Here is a 20,354-nt window from a genome sequence, read left to right as displayed (position 1 = left end):
CGAGTTTGCGTCGCGTAGAACGTGGGAACACGCCAGCCATGTTGATTCGTCGAATCGCTCGTCCCCTGCTGTCCGCAGCATTCATCGGTCAAGGCGTCGAGACGCTGCGCAACCCTGCGGTGTCGCTCGAAGCGACCGAGCCGACCGTCGCTGCGCTGCGCCAGCTGCCCGAGCCGTATGGAGACAAGGTCCCGTCGAACCCCGAAACGGCCGCGAGGATCAACGCGGCTGTCCAGATCGCCGGTGGGCTGTTGCTCGCGACCGGCAAGGCTCCGCGCGTCGCCTCGGCGGCACTCGCGTTCACCGTGATACCGGGCAGCCTTGGTGGGCATCTCTTTTGGACCGAAAGCGACCCTGAGCGCAAAGCCCAGAAGCGTCGTGACCTGCTCACCGACCTGAGCCTGCTGGGTGGGCTGATCATTGCCGCGGCGGACACGGCCGGCAAACCGTCACTGGGATGGCGTGGAAGGCAAGCCGCAGAACGAGTTTCCGAAGCGGTGGCGTCGGCGCTGCCCTTGACCGGGTCGGATGACTCGTTGCTGGACTCCGAACTCGCCGAGCGGATCGCGCACGGTCTTCACATCGGCGCCGAGCGCAGCCGGGAACTTGCCAGCGCGGCGGCCGAGCGCAGCGCGCCGGTGGTCGAGGCGGCGCGCAAGCGCAGTGAGGAACTCGCGCACGAAGCGGCGAAAAAGAGCAAGCCCGTCGTCAAGAAGGCTCGCAAGCAAGCAGCCAAGCGCGGCGCCGAACTCGCCGAGACGGTGCGCGAACGCGGGGCCGACCTGGCCGAAACGGCGCGCGACCGCGGCAGCGAGTGGGCCCACGATGCGGCCAAGAAGGGCAAGCCTGTCGTCAAGAAAGCCCGCAAGAAGGCGCGTAAGCGGGGTGCCGAGCTGGCCGAAACGGTGCGTGACCGCGGCAGCGAATGGGCCGATATCGCTCTCGACCGCGGCAGCGAGTGGGCAGACATCGCCCGCGACCGCGGCAGTGACTGGGCGGAGACCGCCCGTGACCGCGGCGCCGAATGGGCCGAGATTGCCCGCGAGCGGGGCAGTGAACTCGGTGAACGGGCCTACGAGCGCGGCAGTGAGTTGGCCGAGGTAGCGCGCGACCGCACCGAAGAGTTGGCTCACCGCGGACGCGTCAAAGCGCGTCGCTGGGCCTGATCGAGCCACTTCAGGTCGGGCGACTCATGCCGCGAGGCCGAGGAATGTCAAAAAGGCCTCGATGATGGCGTCGACGCCGCATTCGACGTCGACCGCCAGCCCGTGTTCGTCGGGTTCGAGCTGCTCCAGCGCCGCAAATTGCGACATCACCAAAGACGACGGCATGAAGTGACCGGGGCGCCCGGCCTGTCTGGCGCCGATGACACCCGGTGAACCCGTCAGGTGCAGGAACGCGAGGTCACTTCGGTACGACCGCAATTGGTCGCGGTAACGGCGTTTGAGCGCCGAGCAGCTCATGACGCCGCTGTCGTGATCAGCCAGCCATTGACCTACGGCGTCCAGCCAGGGCCCGCGGTCGGCATCGTCGAGAGGCACTCCCGCGGCCATCTTTGCGATGTTCGCTGCCGGGTGGAACGCGTCGGCGTCGGCGAACGGAATGTCGAGCCGATGCGCCAATGCGGCGCCGACGGTCGACTTGCCGGAGCCCGAGACGCCCATGACCACCACGGAAAGATTTCGGGGACTCTGCATTTCGGCAGTCACATCACGGAGCGGACAGGTTACGGTTCCACTCCAGCCAACCGACACCGGTTCTTCCGTCGGCCGTGCTGACGGTCGCCCAAACCCGCGGGAATTGGCTGACCCGGCCGTCTTCGGCGACCAGACGCAGCGGCGCGTGACCGTGTATGTCGACCGAGGCGGTGATGTCACCGGGCTCGATCGCCAAGGTCGCGCCTATCGGCAAGCCGGTCGCATCGAATGTCTCGACGCGAGAGATCTTCTCCAGCTCTTCGACGGCGTCACGCTGGACGTAACCGACGCTCATCGGCGGAAGGCCCGCAATCGCGACGTCTACTGCGTGCAGGTGTGTCCCGTCGTCGAGGTGCAGCGCGCTCCAGAGCCAATCCATGCTCCACCAGTCCCGGACTCCCCATGAGTGGTCTCGCTGGCCGGGCACCGCGTCGAGGGCATATCGTGTGTTTCCGATAGCTACGTATCCCGTTACAGTGCAAGGTATTTCGTACCGAGTGGTGACCTTGTACTGGTAGGGCGTGCCGGCAGTGGTCCAGTCGAGCTCGAGCGCCACCTCGACCTGTGACCCCTGCTCGCCCCTCAGCAACGCGGCCGGGTCCTCGTAGGACTGGCCAGGACCGCTCAGCGCGACGCGATAGGTGGTCAAGGGGTCGACGACCGAGTGGGTGAACTGGATCGCACCGGCGTGCACCGTCCACGGATCGGCTGGCAGCGCAACCTCGAAGTCGACAAGCGCGACCGTAGGCAGGTTGGGTCCGCACAGCAGGCCATTCAGCCAGGCCGTCTGCTGGTTGGGAATCAGACCAAGCCGCACCCAGCCGCCCAATCCCTGTGCCGCATCGGCGAAGTCGGCATACCAGCTTTCATTCCACAGCGGCTCATCGGTAGGAGTGTGAGAAGACTCGTCGGAACCTGCCGGGCAGAGTGGCTGCGCAGCGGCCGGCTCGGGCAGAATCGCCAGCGCGTCGGTGTCGAGTACGTGTTCGCAATGACGGTGCAGCATCGTCATGAACATTTCGTCGCCGCGCTCGGTGCGTTCCACCAGCATCGAGGACACGATTGCCATCATCACCCCGAAGAAACTTTGCCGGCGAACCCCGTCACGAACATCGGCCACACTGATCGGTGCGGGCTGCCCGAGCGCGCGGTGGTAGCCGTCAAGCAGAGCATCGTAGTGTTCGCGGCGATCTGCGACCGGCAGCGCGCAGCCGAGAAAATACGCCAGATCGGTCATGGCGGGGCCCCACGTGACCGTCTGCCAATCGACCACGGTGAGCGGACGTTCGGCGCCCTCGGCGCCGAAGAGCATGTTGTCGAGCCGATAATCGCCGTGGACCAGACCGTGGAGTCGGTCTTCGGCTGCCTCCTCGGCCAGGTAGCCGTCGAATCCGCCGACCAGGCGCTCGCACACCACCCGGTGTTGCGGCAAGATCCGGTCGCCGTAGCGGTCGACGAAGCCGGCGAACAACGTGGTGATCAACGCCTGGTCGATCGGTGCTTCGCGGTTGAGCCAGGCGGCGTCGGCGAGCGCGGAGTCGTTCAGCAGTGGGCCCTGCAGCCGAGCCAACTCGGTGACCGCGGTGTGGGCTTGCGCGCTTGTGGCGCCGCGGATTTCGTCGCCGACGACAGCCGGGATGGCGTCGCCCAGCAGCACGTCGAAGATCCCGGATGCCGCGTCGAAGCCGGTGTGGTAGCAAGGCGCAATGGGTCCCTGTAGGCGCGGGGCGATGTAGCGGTAGAACCGGACCTCCCGCTCGTAGAGGCCGAGCGTCATTCCCGTCTGACGGCTCATCGGATCGGTGGCGGCGACCTTGAGCACCACCGACTCCGGTCTGCCCACTGCGTCGTCGGCATAGCTGAGCCGGACCCGATAGCATTCGCTCATCTGTCCGGTGCCGATGCGCTCAGTGGTGAAATCGGCGACGGCCCCCGCGCCGAGGGCTGCCGTCAGCCACGTCGCGGTGAGGTCAGCGGGCCGTTCGACGACGTTGTCGCAGTGTGCAGTCATTGCCCGTTTACGTAATCACATCGGCCGTCATCGCGCCAGGGAAAAGCCTTCCCACGCGCGCCGCCTTTCGGGATGCGGATCGAACTCGAGATGGGACTTGCGGTCGAACACCATTACCGCCCGGTCGGTGTCGGTGTAGGCCGGCCAGTCGTCACCGGGACTGCCGGTACGGCTGAATGTTCGCCAGCGCCTTTGCACTTCGCGGGTCACGCGCATCGCTGACCGCCGATCGGCGGGCGCGGTGAGCAGCGCCCCGAACTTGGTGCGGTAGATACCGAACACGGCAAGCAGTTCGGTCGCATGCGTGGCCCCTAACCCGGACCAGCGCAGCACCCGAGGTGCGTAGTCGTAGCGGTAGAGGTAGGTCGGGGCGTGCCTGCTGTGGGCCTCGGCCATCCCCCACGCCGCTGAGCCGAACGCGAAGTCGCCGCCCAGCTGAATGCACGCCGAGCGCCCCGGGTAATCGGGGTAGGCGTCGGTGATGCGGGTCCGCACGGCTGGTTCGACCTCGGCCAGCAGCGCCTCGATCATCGGCTCCTTGATCGGCAGCAACGGCAGGAATCGGGTGAACAGTCGACCTTCCTCGGCGTTGGTCCCCACGATGAGTGGAACCCGGTGCGCTTTGCCCTGTTGCATCGCGTCGACCGGATCGAGGGGCAGCACGTCGTCACCGAAGACCGGCCCAATGGGAAACGCTCCCAACATGTCTCGAACACCGTCGTCGATCAACCGATTCTGGGCCGCCACCAGTTCGGCTGGCGATGCCGTCATCAGGGCGTCGACGGCGTTGCGGCCAGACCCGCCGACGATCGTGGCGAAGCGGGTGGCGAATTCCGCGGCGACTTCGGTCGAGCGCGTCATGCCGCTGGCGGGGCTTTCCGAAATCGCTTGTGCAAAGAGGCCTTCGGCATCAGGCGCCGTCAGCAACGCCGCGACAGCGTGTGCCCCGGCGCTCTCCCCGAATATCGTGACGTTCGATCGGTCACCGCCGAACGCGGCGATATTGTCCTGCACCCACCGCAGCGCCAGAATCAGATCGCGCAGGAAAAGATTGCTGTCGATGGTGACGTCGGCGGTCGACAGCGACGACAGGTCCAAACAGCCCAGAGCGCCGAGGCGGTAGTTGACCGATACGTAGATACAACCGCGCTTGGCCAGCGCTATCCCGTCGTAAATAGGTGTCGCCGAACTGCCCATGATGTATCCGCCGCCGTGGATGAACACCATGACTGGCAGCGGCTCGGCCGGTGCCGCCTCCGGCGCGACCACGTTGAGAGTGAGGCAGTCCTCACCCATGGCCTGATATTTGCCGACCCCGAGCATGGAGTAGCGACGCTCTTGTGGTGCGCATTTGGTGAAGCCGTGGCAATAACGCACCCCGCGCCAGGGCTGGGCCGGTTGCGGCGCGCGGAAGCGCAAAACCCCCAACGGTGGACGGGCGTACGGGATCGATCGCCAACGGTGAACGCCGTCTCGGGTGAAGCCCTCGACAGTGCCCGCGGCCGTAGTCACGCGGACGGTGTGTTGGTGCATCATCCGACGTTAGCGAACGTCAGGTGGCTGCGCTCGGCAGGTCGGCCTCGACGACCGTGATCGTTCCGGCTGTGCCATCGACCTCGATCAGCGCACCCGGCGGCAACCGTCGCGTCACGTGCTGCACGTCGACCACACACGGGATGCCGAATTCACGGGCCACGACTGCGGCGTGCGACATCGGCCCACCAAGCTCGGTGACGACCGCGCTCGCATAGGAGAACGCGGCGGTGTAGCCGACGTCGGTGACCTCGGCGACGAGGATCTCTCCCGGCTCGAGGTCGTCGATGGTATCCGGCCTGACGATACGGACGCGTCCGCGCGCCCGGCCACCGCTGACGCCGGCGCCCTGAAGTACCTGGCCGGCGGCGAGAACGGCTGACTCGACGGCTGTGGGTTGCCAATCGCCACTGAACACCGCCGGCGGATTGACCGCCGCCAACCGGCGCTGCTCGGCCCGGCGCCGCGCCACCAAGGCAGCGGGATCGTCGGGCAGGGCGTCGAGTTCGTCGACCAAGAGATAGAACACGTCATCCTCGGCATCGAGTACTTTCGATGCCACCAGCCTGCGACCCAGTTCGCGAAGCAGGTTGCGCAGCAACCAGTTCGCGCGCACCACCCGGTCGCGGCGGATTTCGCGGTCGCGAACCTGGTGGGCCGTGAGCGACGCCACCGGTCGGGCGCGCAGCGGAACCGACGGCTGGCGGGGCTCGGAACGACGAGGCGTGTCAAGCGCTTTGGCAACCATGCGGAGCAACAGCCCTGGGTCGTCGGCGTAGCTCGAGGACCGCATCTCCAGCTCGGCGGGGCCCCGGTGTCCGAACGCGGCCACCGCGGCGAGCAGAGCGCGGTGAAACTGTGGGGCCTGCGCCGACAGTTGCTCAAGGTGATCGCCTGGGCCGGAGAGAATTCGAGTGACGGCGGGGTCGCGACGCGCGGTGTCGGCCAGTCGATATACCGCACTCAGCAGGCCCGCGCTGGCAAGCTCCCGGCCGACCGGCAACACCATGTCGCGTCCGCACAGGCCGCGCAGGATCACGCTGAGTGCCGCAAAGGCCATGAACGAGCCCGACGCGAGCACCCAACCGTCGATCACCTGGTCGCGGGCGAGCAAGATCAGGCTCTGCAGCCGCGCATCGGAGAGCTGTGAAAGATCGCCGGTGACAACCTCTTCCAACCATTCGACGTCGCGCGTGTAGTCGGCGGTGTCACGGTTCGCGCCGACGATCAGCCCGGCTAGGTTGACCCCGAAGACACCCAGATTGCGGATGGTGCGCAACGGCCCGGAGGCGCGGCGTGATTCGGGCGGTAGCTGTCGTTCACCGTGAATGGGTATCGAGGCCACGCTCGGGCCGAAGAACTGGCTTTGCCGGACGACCATCTCCGGTTTGACGAAGGGCACCACCTCGGCCATGTAGTGCGCGGTGGTGATCGCGCCGTAGAGCCGGTGGGCGAAGACACCCACCGTGCGGGTTGCCATTTCGCGTTGAATCAATCCGCCGGGCCGCAGTCGTTCGGCGATGATCGCGCCGGATGCGCGTAGCCCTTTGACCGTGGCCGACGCCGATGCCGGTGAGAACGGTCCGGGCAGCGCCTCGGACAAATTGGTGGCCAGATAGGTCGGGAATCGCGGGTCGATCGGAGTGTCGAACTCACCGTTGTCGCCCGGGGGGCCGGCCAGTTCGGTCGGTGACCCATCGGCGGCCGGGATGTCGATGGCTGGAATGTCCTGAACGTGGGTCAAGCGCCATGGCAATGAGGTCGTCCATGGTCCGACGCTCACCCGGCCCCGCACTGCCAGGGCGGCGTCGTGGAGGCAGTCGTGCCCGGTCCAGGCGGGAGTGTAATTCCAGTGCTGGTCCAGCATCGCGGTGTCCACCGAAGGGGTGCCGAGCAGGAGATCGAGCTCGGCTGCCGGGCTCAGCACGCGAAGGAGTCGAGGCGCCAGCGGACGGCCGAATGCGCGGGCGATCTGGCGCAGGGTGAGTTCGCCGGGAGCGGCGAGGTTGACCGGCCCGCTGTCGACGTCCGGGGCGACGGCGGCATGGACGAAGACGCGATGCGCGTCGTCGCTGTGCACGACCTGCAGAACGCGGCTTGCGTCGTCGGGGAACAACGCCGACGCCAGGGTCCGTCGCACCCAGTTGTCGATACCGCGGCCGACGATCGGCGCGGTGCGGATCGCCACCCATTGCGCGCCGGACGCCGCAATCAGTTCTTCGGCGCGTGCCTTCTCGCGGCCAAACCTCGACTCCGGTTGCAGCGGTGCATCTTCAGAACGGGCCGGCCCCGGACCGTAGACGTGGGCCGACGAGGCGAAGACGAGCCGGCGGCTTCCGCAGCGGGCCACCGCGTCGAGCACATTGCTGGTGCCGCCGATGTTGACCTCGTGGTCGCCAGCGTGAACCGTGGCGGGGTTGGCGACCCACGCGCAATGCACGACCACCTCGGCGCCGGCCACCGCTCGGTGCACGGCGGCGGCGTCGCGGATGTCGCCGTGAACGAATCCCGCCTGGCTGGGCCAGCTTTCGGGCTTGTGCCGCGATAGGCCGACGACGTCGTGCCCGGCGCTGAGCAGCCGCAGGACGACGCCGCGGCCGACGAATCCGCTGGCCCCGGTGACGGCGATTCTCATCGGCTAGTCGTCGTCGTCCAGGAACGCGGCATTGACCAGGTCGTCGAGATCCATTGTGGCGAGATCTTTTTCCTTGTCCTGTTCTGCGTCGGCGCCGTTGGTCTCGTTGGCCAGCCCGAGCAGCAGATCCAGCACACCGGCCTGGCGCAGCCGCTTGACCGGGATGGATGCCAGCACGCGCTGAATCTCCGCTTCACCGGGCGCGGCTTTGGGCGCCTCGTCGGCCGAGGCGCCGACCAGCTCCTGGCGGAAATAGCCAGCCAGCGCCGCGGAGTTCGGGTAGTCGAAGATCAGCGTCGGCGACAGCGGAAGCCCGGTCGCGGCCTTGAGGCGGTTACGCATCTCCACGGCGGTCAGCGAGTCGAAGCCCAGCTCCTGGAACGCCTTGTCCGGGTCGATCGACTCCGGGCTGCTGTTGCCAAGCACTGTGGCGATATGCGAGCGCACCAGGTCGAGCAACACCGCCTGCTGCTCGTCCTCCGGCAGGCCGTCGAGCCGTTGCAGCAGAGCGGACTTCGATTTGGCCGCGGCCAGCGAGTCGTCGACTTGGCGGCGGGCCGGCGCGTTGATCAGGTCGACGAACATCGGTGGCAACGTGCCGCCGTCGAATTTGGTTCGCAGGGCCGCGGTGTCGATGTGCGCCGGCAGCAGGAACGGTTCGTCGATCACCATGGCGGTGTCGAGCAGTTGCAGCGCCTGTGTGGACGTCATCGCCACAATGCCGTCGCGGGCGAAGCGGGCGAAGTCGACCGCACCCAGCTCGCCGGTCATGCTGCTGGTCTGGTCCCACAACCCCCAGCCGAGTGAGATGGCCGGCAGGCCGCGGGTGCGGCGGTAGACCGCCAGACCGTCGAGGAAGCTGTTGGCGGCGGCGTAGTTGGCCTGGCCCGAGGATCCGACCAGGCCGGCCATCGACGAGAACATCACGAACGCCGACAAGTTCGAATCCTTGGTCAGCTCATGCAGATTCCACGCCGTGTCGACCTTGGCCCGCAGCACGGCGTCCACCCTTTCCGGCGTCAGCGACGTCACCACCGCGTCGTCGAGCACACCGGCGGTGTGGATGACTGCCGACAGCGGATGCTGGACCGGGATATCGGCCAGCACCTTGGCCAGCGCCGCGCGGTCGGCGGTGTCGCAGGCGACGATCGACACCTCCGCCCCACCGGCCGTCAGGTCCGCAGCCAACTCCGCGGCGCCCGGCGCGTCGGGGCCGCGGCGGCCGATCAGCACCAGGTTGCGGACGCCGTGGTGGGCGACGACGTGACGCGCCAGCGCTGAGCCGGCCATGCCGGTGCCGCCGGTGATCACCACCGTGCCCAGCGCCCACTCGTCCGGCATGGTGAGCACGACCTTGCCGGTATGGCGGGCCTGGCTCAGATACCGCAATGCCGCGGGTGCCCGCCGCACGTCGAAGGTGGTCACCGGCAGCGGCCGCAGCGTGGAGTCTTCGAACAATGCTGTCAGCTCGGACAGCATTCGCTCGATGTGGTCGGCGCCCGCCTCGAACAGGTCGAAGGCGCGGTAACGCACACCGCTGTAGGTCGAGGCGACCTCGCCGGCGTCCCGAATGTCGGTCTTGCCCATCTCCAGGAAGATGCCGCCGGGGGCGACGAGCCGCAGTGAGGCGTCGACGAATTCACCGGCCAGCGAATCGAGCACCACGTCCATGCCGCGACCACCGGTTGCCGAGCGGAACTTCTCCTCGAACTCCACCGAACGAGAGTCACCGATGTGGTCGTCGTCAAAGCCCATGGCACGCAGCGTGTCCCACTTGGGCCTGCTGGCGGTGGCGAACACTTCGAGTCCGAAGTGCCGTGCCAACTGGACCGCGGCCATGCCGACACCACCGGCGGCGGCGTGGATCAGGATCCGTTGACCGGCCTTGACGTCGGCCAACGCGGTCAGCGCGTAATAGGCGGTGGCGAAGACCACCGGCGCGGTGGCCGCCTCGGTGTAGGACCAACCCGACGGAATGTCCATCAGCAGCCGCTCGTCGGTGACCGCCAATGTGCCCGTGCCCTCGGGGAACAAACCGGTCACCCGGTCACCGACCGCGAAACGGCTGACACCGGGCCCCGTTTCTGCCACCACACCTGACGCCTCGACGCCCATGACGGCGTTCTCGTCGGGATACAGCCCGAGCGCGATCATGACGTCGCGGAAGTTGGCCGGCATCGTGCGTACCGCAATCCGCACGTGCCCGGCGTCCAACGGCGCGTCGGCGTCCGGAATCGGTTCGAGCACCAGGTTTTCGAAAGTGCCCTTGCTCGACATGCCCAGCCGCCACGCGTCACCGTTCGGGGGCACCAGCAACGCGTCCACCGCGCGGCTGCCATGCACCCGGCCGGTGTACACCATCTCGTTACGGACCAGGACCTGCGGTTCACCGGCGGCCAGCACCGCTGCGATCGTCGTATCGCTTAGCGGCGCATCGGAATCCGCCAGCACGATACGGCCCGGATGCTCGGTCTGCGCCGACCGCACCAGGCCCCACACGGCCGCGCCGGCCAGGTCGGTGACGTCCTCCCCCGGCCGCCCGACGGCACCGCGCGTCGACACCACCAGCGTTCCAGAGTCGTGCTCCGCGAGCCACGACTGAAGTGCGGCCAGCGCCTCGTGGGTTCGGTCGTAGGTAGAGCCCAGCGCGTCGTCGTCGGCGGGTTGGGATTCGAACACCTCGTAGGACGGGGTGTCGGGATACGATCCGGACGCGGTGCCTTCTGCGGGCGACCAGACCACTTCGAAGATGCGGTCCGGGCCCGAGCCCGAGACCGCGGTCATCAACTGCTGACGCGACACCGGACGCGCCACCATCGACGCGACCGACAGCACCGGAAGCCCCAGCGCGTCGGACAGTTCCACCGTCACCGACGACGGACCCGAGGGCGCGATCCGCGCCCGTACCGACGATGCGCCCGCGGCGTGCAGCGAGACGCCCTGCCACGAAAAGGGCACCAACACACCGTCGTTGTCGTCATGGTCAGCCTGGGTCGCGACGATCACCGCGTGCAGTGCGGCATCCAGCACGGCGGGGTGTACGCCGAATCCCGTCGGCGACACCCCAGCGTCGCCGGGCAGCGACACGTCGGCGAACACTTCGTCACCGCGGCGCCACATCGCCGTCAGCCCCTGAAATGCCGGGCCGTATCCGTACCCGCGCGCCGCCAGCCGGTCGTAGAGGCCGTCGATGTCGACCGGCGTCGCGCCCGGCGGTGGCCAGGCAGACAGGTCGGCGCCGGACCCCGCGTCGCCCGGCCGAACGATGCCCTCGGCGTGCAACGCCCAGCCCGAGTGTGCGTCGGCGCGCGAAAACACCGACACCACGCGATGACCCGACTCGTCGGCGCCGTCGACCACCACCTGCACGGCCACCGAGCCGGTTTGCGGGATCACCAGCGGCGCCGCCAGCGTCAACTCGTCGACGACCGAGCAGCCGACCTCGTCACCCGCGCGGATCGCCATCTCGACGAAACCTGCGCCCGGGAAGATGACCACGCCGCCGACCGCGTGGTCATTGAGCCAACCCTGCGACTGCGCCGACAAGCGCCCGGTCAGCACGACGCCGCCGGAGGTCGGTAGGTCCACCACTGCGCCGAGCAGCGCGTGTTCACCGGGTGACAGGCCGAGGCCCTCGGCGTCGACGGCCGCGCCGTCGGCGGACAGCCAGAAACGGCGTCGCTCGAAGGCGTACGTCGGCAACTCCACGAATCCGGCGCCGGGCAGCGTCGCGCGCCAGTCGACCGCGACACCCGACACGAACGCTTGAGCCAGACCGGTCGCCAGGCTGTTTGGCTCGGGACGGTCCTTGCGCAGCAACGGAACCGAGGCGATCTCGGCGTCGGCCAACGAATCCTCGATGGACGTGGTGAGACCACCCCCTGGGCCGACTTCGACGAAATGCGTCGCGCCAGCCGAATGTGCGAAGCGGATGCTGTCCGCAAAGCGCACGGCGGCCCGAATGTGCCGTTCCCAGTATCCGGCGGATGCGAAGTCGTCGCCGGCGAGTTCACCGGTCACGTTCGAGATCACCGGAATGGTGAGCGAATTGACGGCCAATCCCCTTGCCGCCGAGGTGAACTCCTCAATCATCGGCTCCATCAGCGGCGAGTGGAAGGCGTGCGAGACGGCGAGACGGTGCACACGGCGACCCTGGGCGCGCAGCCGCTCGGCGATCGCCGTGACGGCGTTGTCGTCACCCGACACCACCACCGACGACGGACCGTTCACCGCCGCGATCCCGACGTCGTCGCTCAGCAGCGGGCGCACCTCGTCCTCTGCTGCCTGCACGGCGACCATGGCGCCACCTGCTGGCAGCGCCTGCATGAAGCGGCCGCGCGCGACCACCAGCAGTGCGGCGTTCTCCAGTGACAGTGCCCCGGCGACGTGTGCTGCGGTCAGCTCGCCGACCGAGTGGCCCATCACGAAGTCAGGCGTTACGCCCCAGGACTGCAGCAGACGGAACAGCGCCACTTCGACGGCGAACAGCGCCGGCTGGGCGAATTCCGTCGTGTTGACCAGAGCTTCGTCATGCCCCCACATCACTTCGCGCAACGGGCGAAGCAGGTGGCGATCCAACTCGGCGACCACCGTGTTGAACGCCTCGGCGAATACCGGGTAAGTCGCGTGCAGACCCATACCCATGCCGAGCCATTGCGAGCCCTGACCGGGAAACACGAACACGGTCTTGCCGGGCAACGCGGTGCCGGTGACCACCGACGTCGGCTCACCGCCGGCCAATTCGGCCAGACCGGTCAGCAGTTGGTCGCGGTCGGCGCCCAACACGACGGCGCGGTGTCCGAACGCGGTACGGCCCGCCAGCGACCATCCGACGTCGGTTGCGGCCAATCCGTCTCGGGCTCCGATGAATTCGGCCAATCGCGCGGCCTGCATCTGAAGCGCTGTGGTCGACTTCGCCGTCACTGTCCATGGAATGACCGCCGGCGGTGCAACCTCGGTGTCGACGGGTTGCTCGGCCGGTGGGGCGGCCTCGATGATCACGTGCGCGTTGGTGCCGCTGATACCGAACGACGACACACCGGCGCGGCGTGGCCGACCATTGGCGGGCCAGGCTTGTGGCTCGGTGAGCAGTTGCACCGAGCCCATCGTCCAATCCACATGGGGGCTGGGAGCATCCACGTGCAGCGTCGCGGGTAATACTTCGTGGCGCATCGCGAGGATCATCTTCATCACGCCCGCAACGCCGGCGGCGGCCTGAGTGTGGCCCATGTTGGACTTGATCGACCCCAACCACAACGGCTTCTGCCGGTCCTGGCCGTATGTCGCCAGAATCGCCTGTGCCTCAATGGGATCGCCCAGTGTGGTGCCGGTGCCGTGGCCTTCGACCACGTCGACGTCTGCGCCGGTCAGTCCGGCACTCGCGAGCGCCGAGCGCACCACCCGCTGTTGCGAGGGACCGTTGGGCGCGGTCAACCCGTTCGACGCGCCGTCCTGATTGATCGCCGACCCGCTGACCAGCGCGAGCACCGGATGACCGTTACGCCTGGCGTCGGACAGCCGCTCGAGCACCAGCATTCCGCCGCCCTCGGAGAAGCCGGTGCCGTCGGCGGCACCGGCGAACGCCTTGCACCGACCGTCGGCGGAAAGCCCACGCCAGCGGCTGAATTCGACATAAATGTCGGGCGTGGCGTTGATCGTGACACCGCCGGCCAGCGCGAGGTCGGACTCCCCGGAGCGCAGCGACTGCGCCGCCATGTGCAGGGTCACCAGCGACGTCGAGCATGCGGTGTCTACCGACACGGCCGGACCTTCCAGTCCGAGCACATAGGACACCCGTCCCGACGCGACGCTGGAAAGCTGCCCGGTCAACCGGAAGCCCTCCACGGGCTTGGCCGAGAACATGCCGTAGCCCTGTGTCATCAAGCCGGCGAAGACGCCGGTCGCGCTGCCCCGCAAGGTGGTCGGGTCGATTCCGGCCCGCTCCAGCGCTTCCCACGTGAGCTCGAGGAACATTCGCTGCTGAGGATCCATCGCCAGCGCTTCGGAGGGTCCGATCCCGAAGAACGCCGGGTCGAAGTCGCCGACGTCTTCGACGAATCCGCCGAGGCGGGTGTAGCACGTCTCGGCGACGTCGGGGTCGGGGTTGTACAGGTTGGCCAAGTCCCAGCCACGGTCGCCGGGGAACTCGGTGATGACGTCGCGGCCCTCGATCACCATGTCCCACAGATCTTCCGGCGAGTTGACACCGCCGGGGTACCGGCAGGCCATGCCGACGATCGCGATCTGCTCGTCACCGGTGATCCGCACCGCGGGCACGCTCGTGACTTCCTGCGGCACTCCGGCCAGCTCGGTGCGGAAGTACGAGGCCAGCCGGCTCGGCGTCGGGTAGTCGAAGATCAGCGTCGGCGACAGCGCCAACCCGGTCGCTGCCTTCAACCGATTGCGCATCTCGACCGCGGTCAGCGAGTCGAAGCCCAGCTCCTGGAACGCTTTGTCCGGGTCGACGGCTTCCGGTGTGGTGTTCCCCAGCACGGTGGCGATGTGGGAGCGCACCAGGTCGAGTAGCACCGCGTGCTGCTCGTCTTCGGAGAGCCCGTGAATGCGTTGCGCCAGGGCTGATTTCGACTTACTCGCGGCCAACGAGTCGTCGACCCGGCGACGGCTCGGGGCGTTGATCAAGTCGGAGAACATCGGGGGTACGACTGCGGCGTTGGCCCGCAGTGCGGCGGCGTCGATGTTGGCGGGCAGCAGGAACGGCTCGTCGACCACCAACGCGGTGTCGAACAGCTGCAGGGCGTCGGCCGACGACAGGGCCTTGACGCCGGTGCGGGCCAGTCGAGCGCGACCGGCGTCGTCGAGGCCGCCTGTCATCTCGCTTGCCTGATCCCACAGACCCCAACCCAGCGATATCGCCGGCAGGCCGTGGGCGCGGCGGTGTGCGGCAAGGCCGTCCAGGAAGGTGTTCGCCGCGGCATAGTTGGCCTGGCCCGACGAGCCGACGACGCCGGCCATCGAGGAGAACAACACAAACGCCGCGATGTTTGAATCTTGGCTCAGCTCATGCAAATTCCACGCCGCGTCAACCTTCGCCCGCAACACCGCGTCTACTCGGTCGGGTGTCAGCGAGGTCAGCACCGTGTCGTCGAGCACACCGGCGGCGTGGATCACCGCCGACAACGGATGCTGCACCGGGATGTCGGCGATCACCTTGGCCAGCGCTGCACGATCCGCCGCATCGCAGGCGACGACCGAGACATCGGCGCCGGCCGCGGTGAGCTCTGCGGTCAACTCGGCGGCACCCGGCGCGTCGGGTCCGCGACGGCCGAGCAGCAACAGTTGGCGCACACCGTGATTGGTCACCAGGTGGCGGGCCAGGGCGGAGCCGGCCATGCCGGTGCCGCCGGTGATCAGCACGGTGCCCGGCCCCAGCGATCCGCCCGATGTCGCCGGAACCGTCAAGACCACCTTGCCGGTGTGCCGAGCCTGGGACAGGTATCGCAGAGCTGCCGGCGCGCGCCGAATGTCGAACGTCGTCACCGGCAACGGGCGCAGCACACCGGCATCGAAAAGCCCGGCGAGCTCGAGCATGTACTGGTGCATCCGGTTGCGGCCCGGCTCGAACAAATCGAACGCACGGTAGCGCACCCCTGGGTACTCTTCGGCGATCTTCCCCGGGTCGCGGATGTCGGTCTTACCCATTTCTAGGAAAACCCCGCCCGGCTTGACCAGGCGCAGCGAGGCGTCGACGAATTCGCCGGCCAGCGAGTCCAGCACGACGTCGAAGCCTCGGTCGCCGACGATGGCGCGGAACTTCTCCTCGAAGTCCAGCGTGCGTGAGTCACCGATGTGGTCGTCATCAAAACCCATGGCGCGCAACGTGTCCCACTTGGGCCGACTGGCGGTTGCGAAGACCTCCAGGCCGAAGTGCCGGGCCAACTGCGCGGCGGCCATACCGACACCACCGGTACCGGCGTGCAGCAGCAGCCGCTGGCCCGGCTGGACGTCGGCCAAGTGGACGAATGCGTAGTAGGCGGTGGTGAACACGGCCGAGATGGCGGCGGCTTCGGCGTACGACCAGTCCGCCGGCATCGGGAGGAGCAGCCGGGTGTCACCGGCGACCAGGGTGCCGCTTCCGTCCGGGAAGAAGCCGTACACGTCGTCACCGACAGCGAACTCGGTGACATCCGGTCCGACCTCGACGACGACGCCCGCGCCTTCGCCTCCGATCAGCGCGTCGTGGGTGAACATGCCCAGCGTGATCATGATGTCACGGAAGTTGGTCGAGATCGAGCGCAAGGCGACCCGCACCTGCCCGGGTTCCAGTGGGGCGCCGGCGTTGGGTACCGGTTCCAGTCGCAGGTTCTCGAAGGTTCCGGCGCTCGACAAGCCCAACCGCCACGGGCCGTCGGCCGGTGGCACGAGGAGGTTGTCAGCGGCCCGGCTGGCGCGCACCCGCGCGGTGTATACGGTGTCGCCGCGGACAAGCACCTGCGGCTCTCCGACTGCCAGCACCGCCGCGATCCCCGAGTCGCTCAGTGCCGCATCGGCATCCACCAGCACGATGCGGCCCGGATGCTCGGTCTGCGCCGACCGCACCAAGCCCCACACGGCCGCGCCGGCCAGGTCGGTAACGTCTTCCCCCGAGCGCCCTACCGCGCCGCGGGTGGACACGATCAGCACGCCCGATTCGTGATCGGCAAGCCACGATTGCAGCTTGGTCAACGCCTCGTGCACCCGCTGGTGGCTCGCGGTAACCGGATCGGTTACCGCAGGGACGGATTCGAACACCTCGTACGACGGCGTCCCGGTCGATACGGCGGGCGAGGTGGACGGCACCGGCGACCATGCCAGCTCGAAGAGCTGATCGCCGCCACCGCCAGCCGACATCGCGGCCATCAGCTGCTGCCGCGTGATCGGCCGCGCGATCATCGAGTTCACCGTCAGCACCGGCAGCCCCAGCCCGTCGGCCAGCTCCACCGACATTGCCGACGGACCCGACGGGGCAATCCGCGCCCGCACCGCCGAGGCTCCGGCCGCGTGCAGCGCCACGCCCTGCCAGGCAAACGGGAGTGCCAGGCCGGGGCCGTCGTGCGTGATTGCCGCCGCGTGCAGCGCAGCGTCGAGCAGCACCGGGTGCACACCGAAACCGCTTACGCCGCCTGCCGACTGAGGCAGCGTCACCTCTGCGAAGAATTCATCGCCACGACGCCACAGCGCGGTCAGGGCCTGGAATGCGGGGCCGTACTGGTAGCCGCGTTCCGCCAAGCGTTGGTATCCGCCGGTCACATCGACGGGGGTCGCGCCTTGCGGCGGCCACACCGACAGGTCGGCCACCGGCTGCACCGCAGCCGACGACAAGGTCCCCGTCGCGTGGCAGTTCCACCCGGAATCGGTGGTTTCCCTGGAGAAGACGGACACGGTGCGCTGGCCGGATTCTTCGGCGGCGCCGATAACGACCTGGACGGACACCGAGCCCGACGCGGGCAGCAGCAACGGCGCTTGCAGGGTCAGTTCCTCGACCACCGGGCAGCCGACTTCGTCGCCGGCCCGAATCGCCAGCTCGACGAATCCGGCGCCCGGGAATACGGCTATTCCGTCAACGGCGTGGTCGGACAGCCAGCCCTGTATGGCCGGGGACAGCCGACCGGTCAGCACCACCCCGCCGGAGTCCGGCAACTCCACGACCGCGCCTAGCAGCGCGTGCTCACCGGCACCGAGGCCGAGCCCGGCGGCATCCACTGCTGCGCCGTCGCCGGAAAGCCAGAAACGCCGCCGTTCAAAGGCGTACGTCGGCAGTTCGACGAAGTGAGCCGACGGCAGCGCGGCCCGCCAGTCCACTTTGACGCCGGAGACGAACGCGAGGGCGGCCGAGCTGAGGAAACGCTGCAGTCCGCCATCCTCGCGACCAACGGTCGGAACCACGACCGCTTCGGCACCACCCTCGGCGGCCGTGTCTTCGATCCCAGCGATCAGCGCCGGGTGCGGGCTCGACTCGATGAAGGTGCGATAACCGTTCGCGGCGGCGGTGCGTACCGCTTGGTCGAATTCGACTGTCTGCCTGACGTTTCGGAACCAGTAGTCGGCGTCGAGGCCTGCGGTGTCCTGGGCCTCGCCGGTGACGGTGGAGAAGAACGCGATGCGGGCCGACCGGGGCTCGATGCCGGCCAGTGCCTCGGCGAGTTGGTCGCGGATCTCGTCGACGGCAATGGAATGCGATGCGTAGTCCACCTCGATACGGCGGGCACGGATGTCTTGTTCGGTGCATCGTGCGACGATCTCGTCGAGCGCGGCTTCGGCTCCGGAGAGCACGACGGCCGAGCGCCCGTTGACCGCCGCGATGCTGACCCGGTCGCCGTACGGCGCCAACAGTTCCCGGGCATGGTCGGGTCCGCAGGCCAGCGAGGCCATCCCGCCGCGGCCGGACAGCGCCAGCAACAGCTTGCTGCGCAACGTCACGACCCGTGCTGCGTCGCGTAGCGACAACGCGCCCGCGACATAGGCCGCCGCGATCTCGCCCTGGGAATGACCGATGACCGCGTCCGGGCGGACTCCGATCGAGCGCCACAATTCGGCCAGCGAGACCATCACCGCGAACAGCGCCGGCTGGACCACGTCGACGCGGTCGAGTCCTGGCGCCCCCGGTGCGCCGCGCAGCACGTCGATCAACGACCAGTCGACGATCTCGGCGAACGCCTCCGCGCACGCGTTCATCTGCTCGGCGAAAACCGGTGCGGTGTCCAGCAATTCGACACCCATCCCGATCCACTGTGAACCCTGCCCGGGAAAGACGAAGGCAGTCTTGCCTGCCGGCACGGCGTGACCGGAGACGACCGACGCGCCTGGCAGGCCCTGCGCGACGTCGCGCAATCCGCTCAGCAGCTGACCGCGGTCATTACCGAGGACTACCGCCCGATGCTCGAAAGTCGTCCGGCCCGCCAGAGACCATCCCACGTCGGCGGCGTTGACATCTGCACGGCCATCCAAGAATTCGGCCAGCCGCAAGGCTTGAGCCTGCAACGCCGTCGCGGTCTTGGCCGACACCACCCACGGCACCACGGACGGTTGCGGTGCGGCGCTCTCGACCGTCTCGACCGACGGGGACTCCTCGATGATCACGTGGGCGTTGGTGCCGCTGATCCCGAACGACGACACTGCGGCGCGACGCGCGTGACCGTTTGGGACCCACGACTGCGCTTCGGTGAGCAGCGACACCGCCCCGGCCGTCCAATCGACGTGCGGGCTGGGCACGTCCACGTGCAGCGTGGCGGGCAGCCTTTCGTGACGCATGGCCTGCACCATCTTGATTACACCGGCCACGCCGGCGGCGGCCTGAGTGTGGCCCATATTGGATTTGATCGAGCCCAGCCACAGCGGCGCGCCGGTCCGGTCTTGGCCGTAGGTGGCCAGCAGCGCCTGGGCTTCGATCGGGTCGCCCAAAGTCGTTCCCGTGCCGTGACCTTCGACCACGTCGACGTCACCGGCACTCAGGCCGGCGTTGGCCAGTGCGGTGCGCACTACCCGCTGCTGCGACGGACCGTTGGGCGCGGTCAGACCGTTGGAGGCGCCGTCCTGGTTGACCGCCGTCCCGCGTACGACCGCGAGCACCCGATGGCCCAGGCGTTGCGCGTCGGACAGACGCTCGACCACCAGCATGCCGCCACCCTCAGACCAGCCGACACCGTCGGCGGCACCCGAGAACGGTTTGCAGCGGCCATCGGGCGCCAGCCCGCGATGCCGGCTGAATTCCACGAACACCGTCGGCGTCGCATTAACGGTCGCCCCACCGGCGAGGGCCAGATCGCACTCCCCCGACCGCAGTGACTGCACGGCCATGTGCAGCGCCACCAGCGACGACGAACATGCGGTGTCCACCGATACCGCCGGGCCTTCCAGCCCCAGCACGTAGGCCACCCGGCCGGTGGCGACGCTCGAGGTCATACCGGTCAGCCGGTAGCCCTCGATCTCCTCCGCGAGCATGCCGTAACCCTGGACGATGATCCCGGCGAAGACACCGGTCGCGCTGCCGCGCAGCGATGTCGGATCAATTCCGGCGCGCTCCAAGGCTTCCCACGACAACTCCAGCAGCATGCGGTGCTGCGGGTCGGTGGCCAACGCCTCGCTCGGCGCCACCCCGAAAAACCCTGCGTCGAAACCCGCCACGTCGTCGACGAATCCGCCGGAACGTGCATAGCACTTGTGGGGAGCGTCCGGGTCGTCGTCGAACAGTCCGGCCAGGTCCCACCCGCGGTCGGTGGGAAACTCCGACATCACGTCACGCTCGTCGGCGACCATGTCCCACAGGCTGTCCGGCGAATCGACCCCGCCGGGGAAACGGCACGACATACCGACGATGGCAATGGGTTCGCCAGAACGCTCCAGCAGCGCCCGATTCTTGCTCTTCAGCCGTTCGACCTGGACCAGCGCCTTCCGCAACGCCTCGGTTGCATGCTGAAGTTGGTCAGCCATTCTGTTACCCCTCGCGTAGGTGTCGGTCGTCGCTCATTGAAGAAATGCGGCC

The 20,354-nt window shown here is 68.1% G+C and carries 6 protein-coding genes; 1 reads left to right on the top strand and 5 read right to left on the bottom strand.

Going from position 1 to position 20,354, the window contains the following annotated elements; genetic code table 11:
- Window positions 1–38: 38 nt before the first annotated feature.
- Window positions 39–1,166: a DoxX family protein gene (locus tag MKK62_RS21550; RefSeq protein ID WP_240257936.1), complete on the top strand. Its 1,128-nt coding sequence runs from the start codon at window positions 39–41 to the stop codon at window positions 1,164–1,166.
- A gap of 24 nt (window positions 1,167–1,190) precedes the next feature.
- On the opposite strand, the gene MKK62_RS21545 is transcribed toward MKK62_RS21550, so the two are convergent.
- The 5 genes from MKK62_RS21545 to MKK62_RS21525 are packed head-to-tail and all read right to left on the bottom strand — an operon-like array spanning window position 1,191 to window position 20,302.
- Window positions 1,191–1,697 (bottom strand): gluconokinase, encoded by a 507-nt coding sequence (locus MKK62_RS21545; RefSeq protein ID WP_240264007.1) that lies wholly within the window; start codon window positions 1,695–1,697, stop codon window positions 1,191–1,193.
- Between the two features lie 13 nt (window positions 1,698–1,710).
- Window positions 1,711–3,708: an ecdysteroid 22-kinase family protein gene (locus MKK62_RS21540; RefSeq protein ID WP_240257937.1), complete on the bottom strand. Its 1,998-nt coding sequence runs from the start codon at window positions 3,706–3,708 to the stop codon at window positions 1,711–1,713.
- Window positions 3,709–3,735: 27 nt separating this feature from the next.
- The gene (locus MKK62_RS21535; protein ID WP_240257938.1) at window positions 3,736–5,241 is read right to left on the bottom strand and encodes a carboxylesterase/lipase family protein; all 1,506 of its coding nucleotides are present in this window, start codon (window positions 5,239–5,241) and stop codon (window positions 3,736–3,738) included.
- Window positions 5,242–5,260: 19 nt separating this feature from the next.
- On the bottom strand, window positions 5,261–7,876 hold the full coding sequence (locus MKK62_RS21530; protein ID WP_240257939.1) for an NAD-dependent epimerase/dehydratase family protein: 2,616 nt from the start codon (window positions 7,874–7,876) through the stop codon (window positions 5,261–5,263).
- A 3-nt stretch (window positions 7,877–7,879) separates the two neighbouring features.
- Entirely contained in the window at window positions 7,880–20,302 is a 12,423-nt protein-coding gene (locus MKK62_RS21525; protein ID WP_240257940.1) for a type I polyketide synthase, read from the bottom strand.
- Window positions 20,303–20,354 lie beyond the last annotated feature (52 nt).

This window comes from Mycobacterium paraterrae (assembly GCF_022430545.2).
Lineage (GTDB): Bacteria > Actinomycetota > Actinomycetes > Mycobacteriales > Mycobacteriaceae > Mycobacterium > Mycobacterium paraterrae.
The sequence above is the reverse complement of the archived record's forward strand: the minus strand, read 5'-3'. Positions and strand labels throughout refer to the sequence as shown.

Bases quoted from the DNA above. Each gene is read 5' to 3' on its own strand.
- MKK62_RS21550 (WP_240257936.1), top strand. From the start codon at position 39: ATGTTGATTCGTCGAATCGCTCGTCCCCTGCTGTCCGCAGCATTCATC.
- MKK62_RS21545 (WP_240264007.1), bottom strand. From the start codon at position 1,697: ATGCAGAGTCCCCGAAATCTTTCCGTGGTGGTCATGGGCGTCTCGGGC.
- MKK62_RS21540 (WP_240257937.1), bottom strand. From the start codon at position 3,708: ATGACTGCACACTGCGACAACGTCGTCGAACGGCCCGCTGACCTCACC.
- MKK62_RS21535 (WP_240257938.1), bottom strand. From the start codon at position 5,241: ATGCACCAACACACCGTCCGCGTGACTACGGCCGCGGGCACTGTCGAG.
- MKK62_RS21530 (WP_240257939.1), bottom strand. From the start codon at position 7,876: ATGAGAATCGCCGTCACCGGGGCCAGCGGATTCGTCGGCCGCGGCGTC.
- MKK62_RS21525 (WP_240257940.1), bottom strand. From the start codon at position 20,302: ATGGCTGACCAACTTCAGCATGCAACCGAGGCGTTGCGGAAGGCGCTG.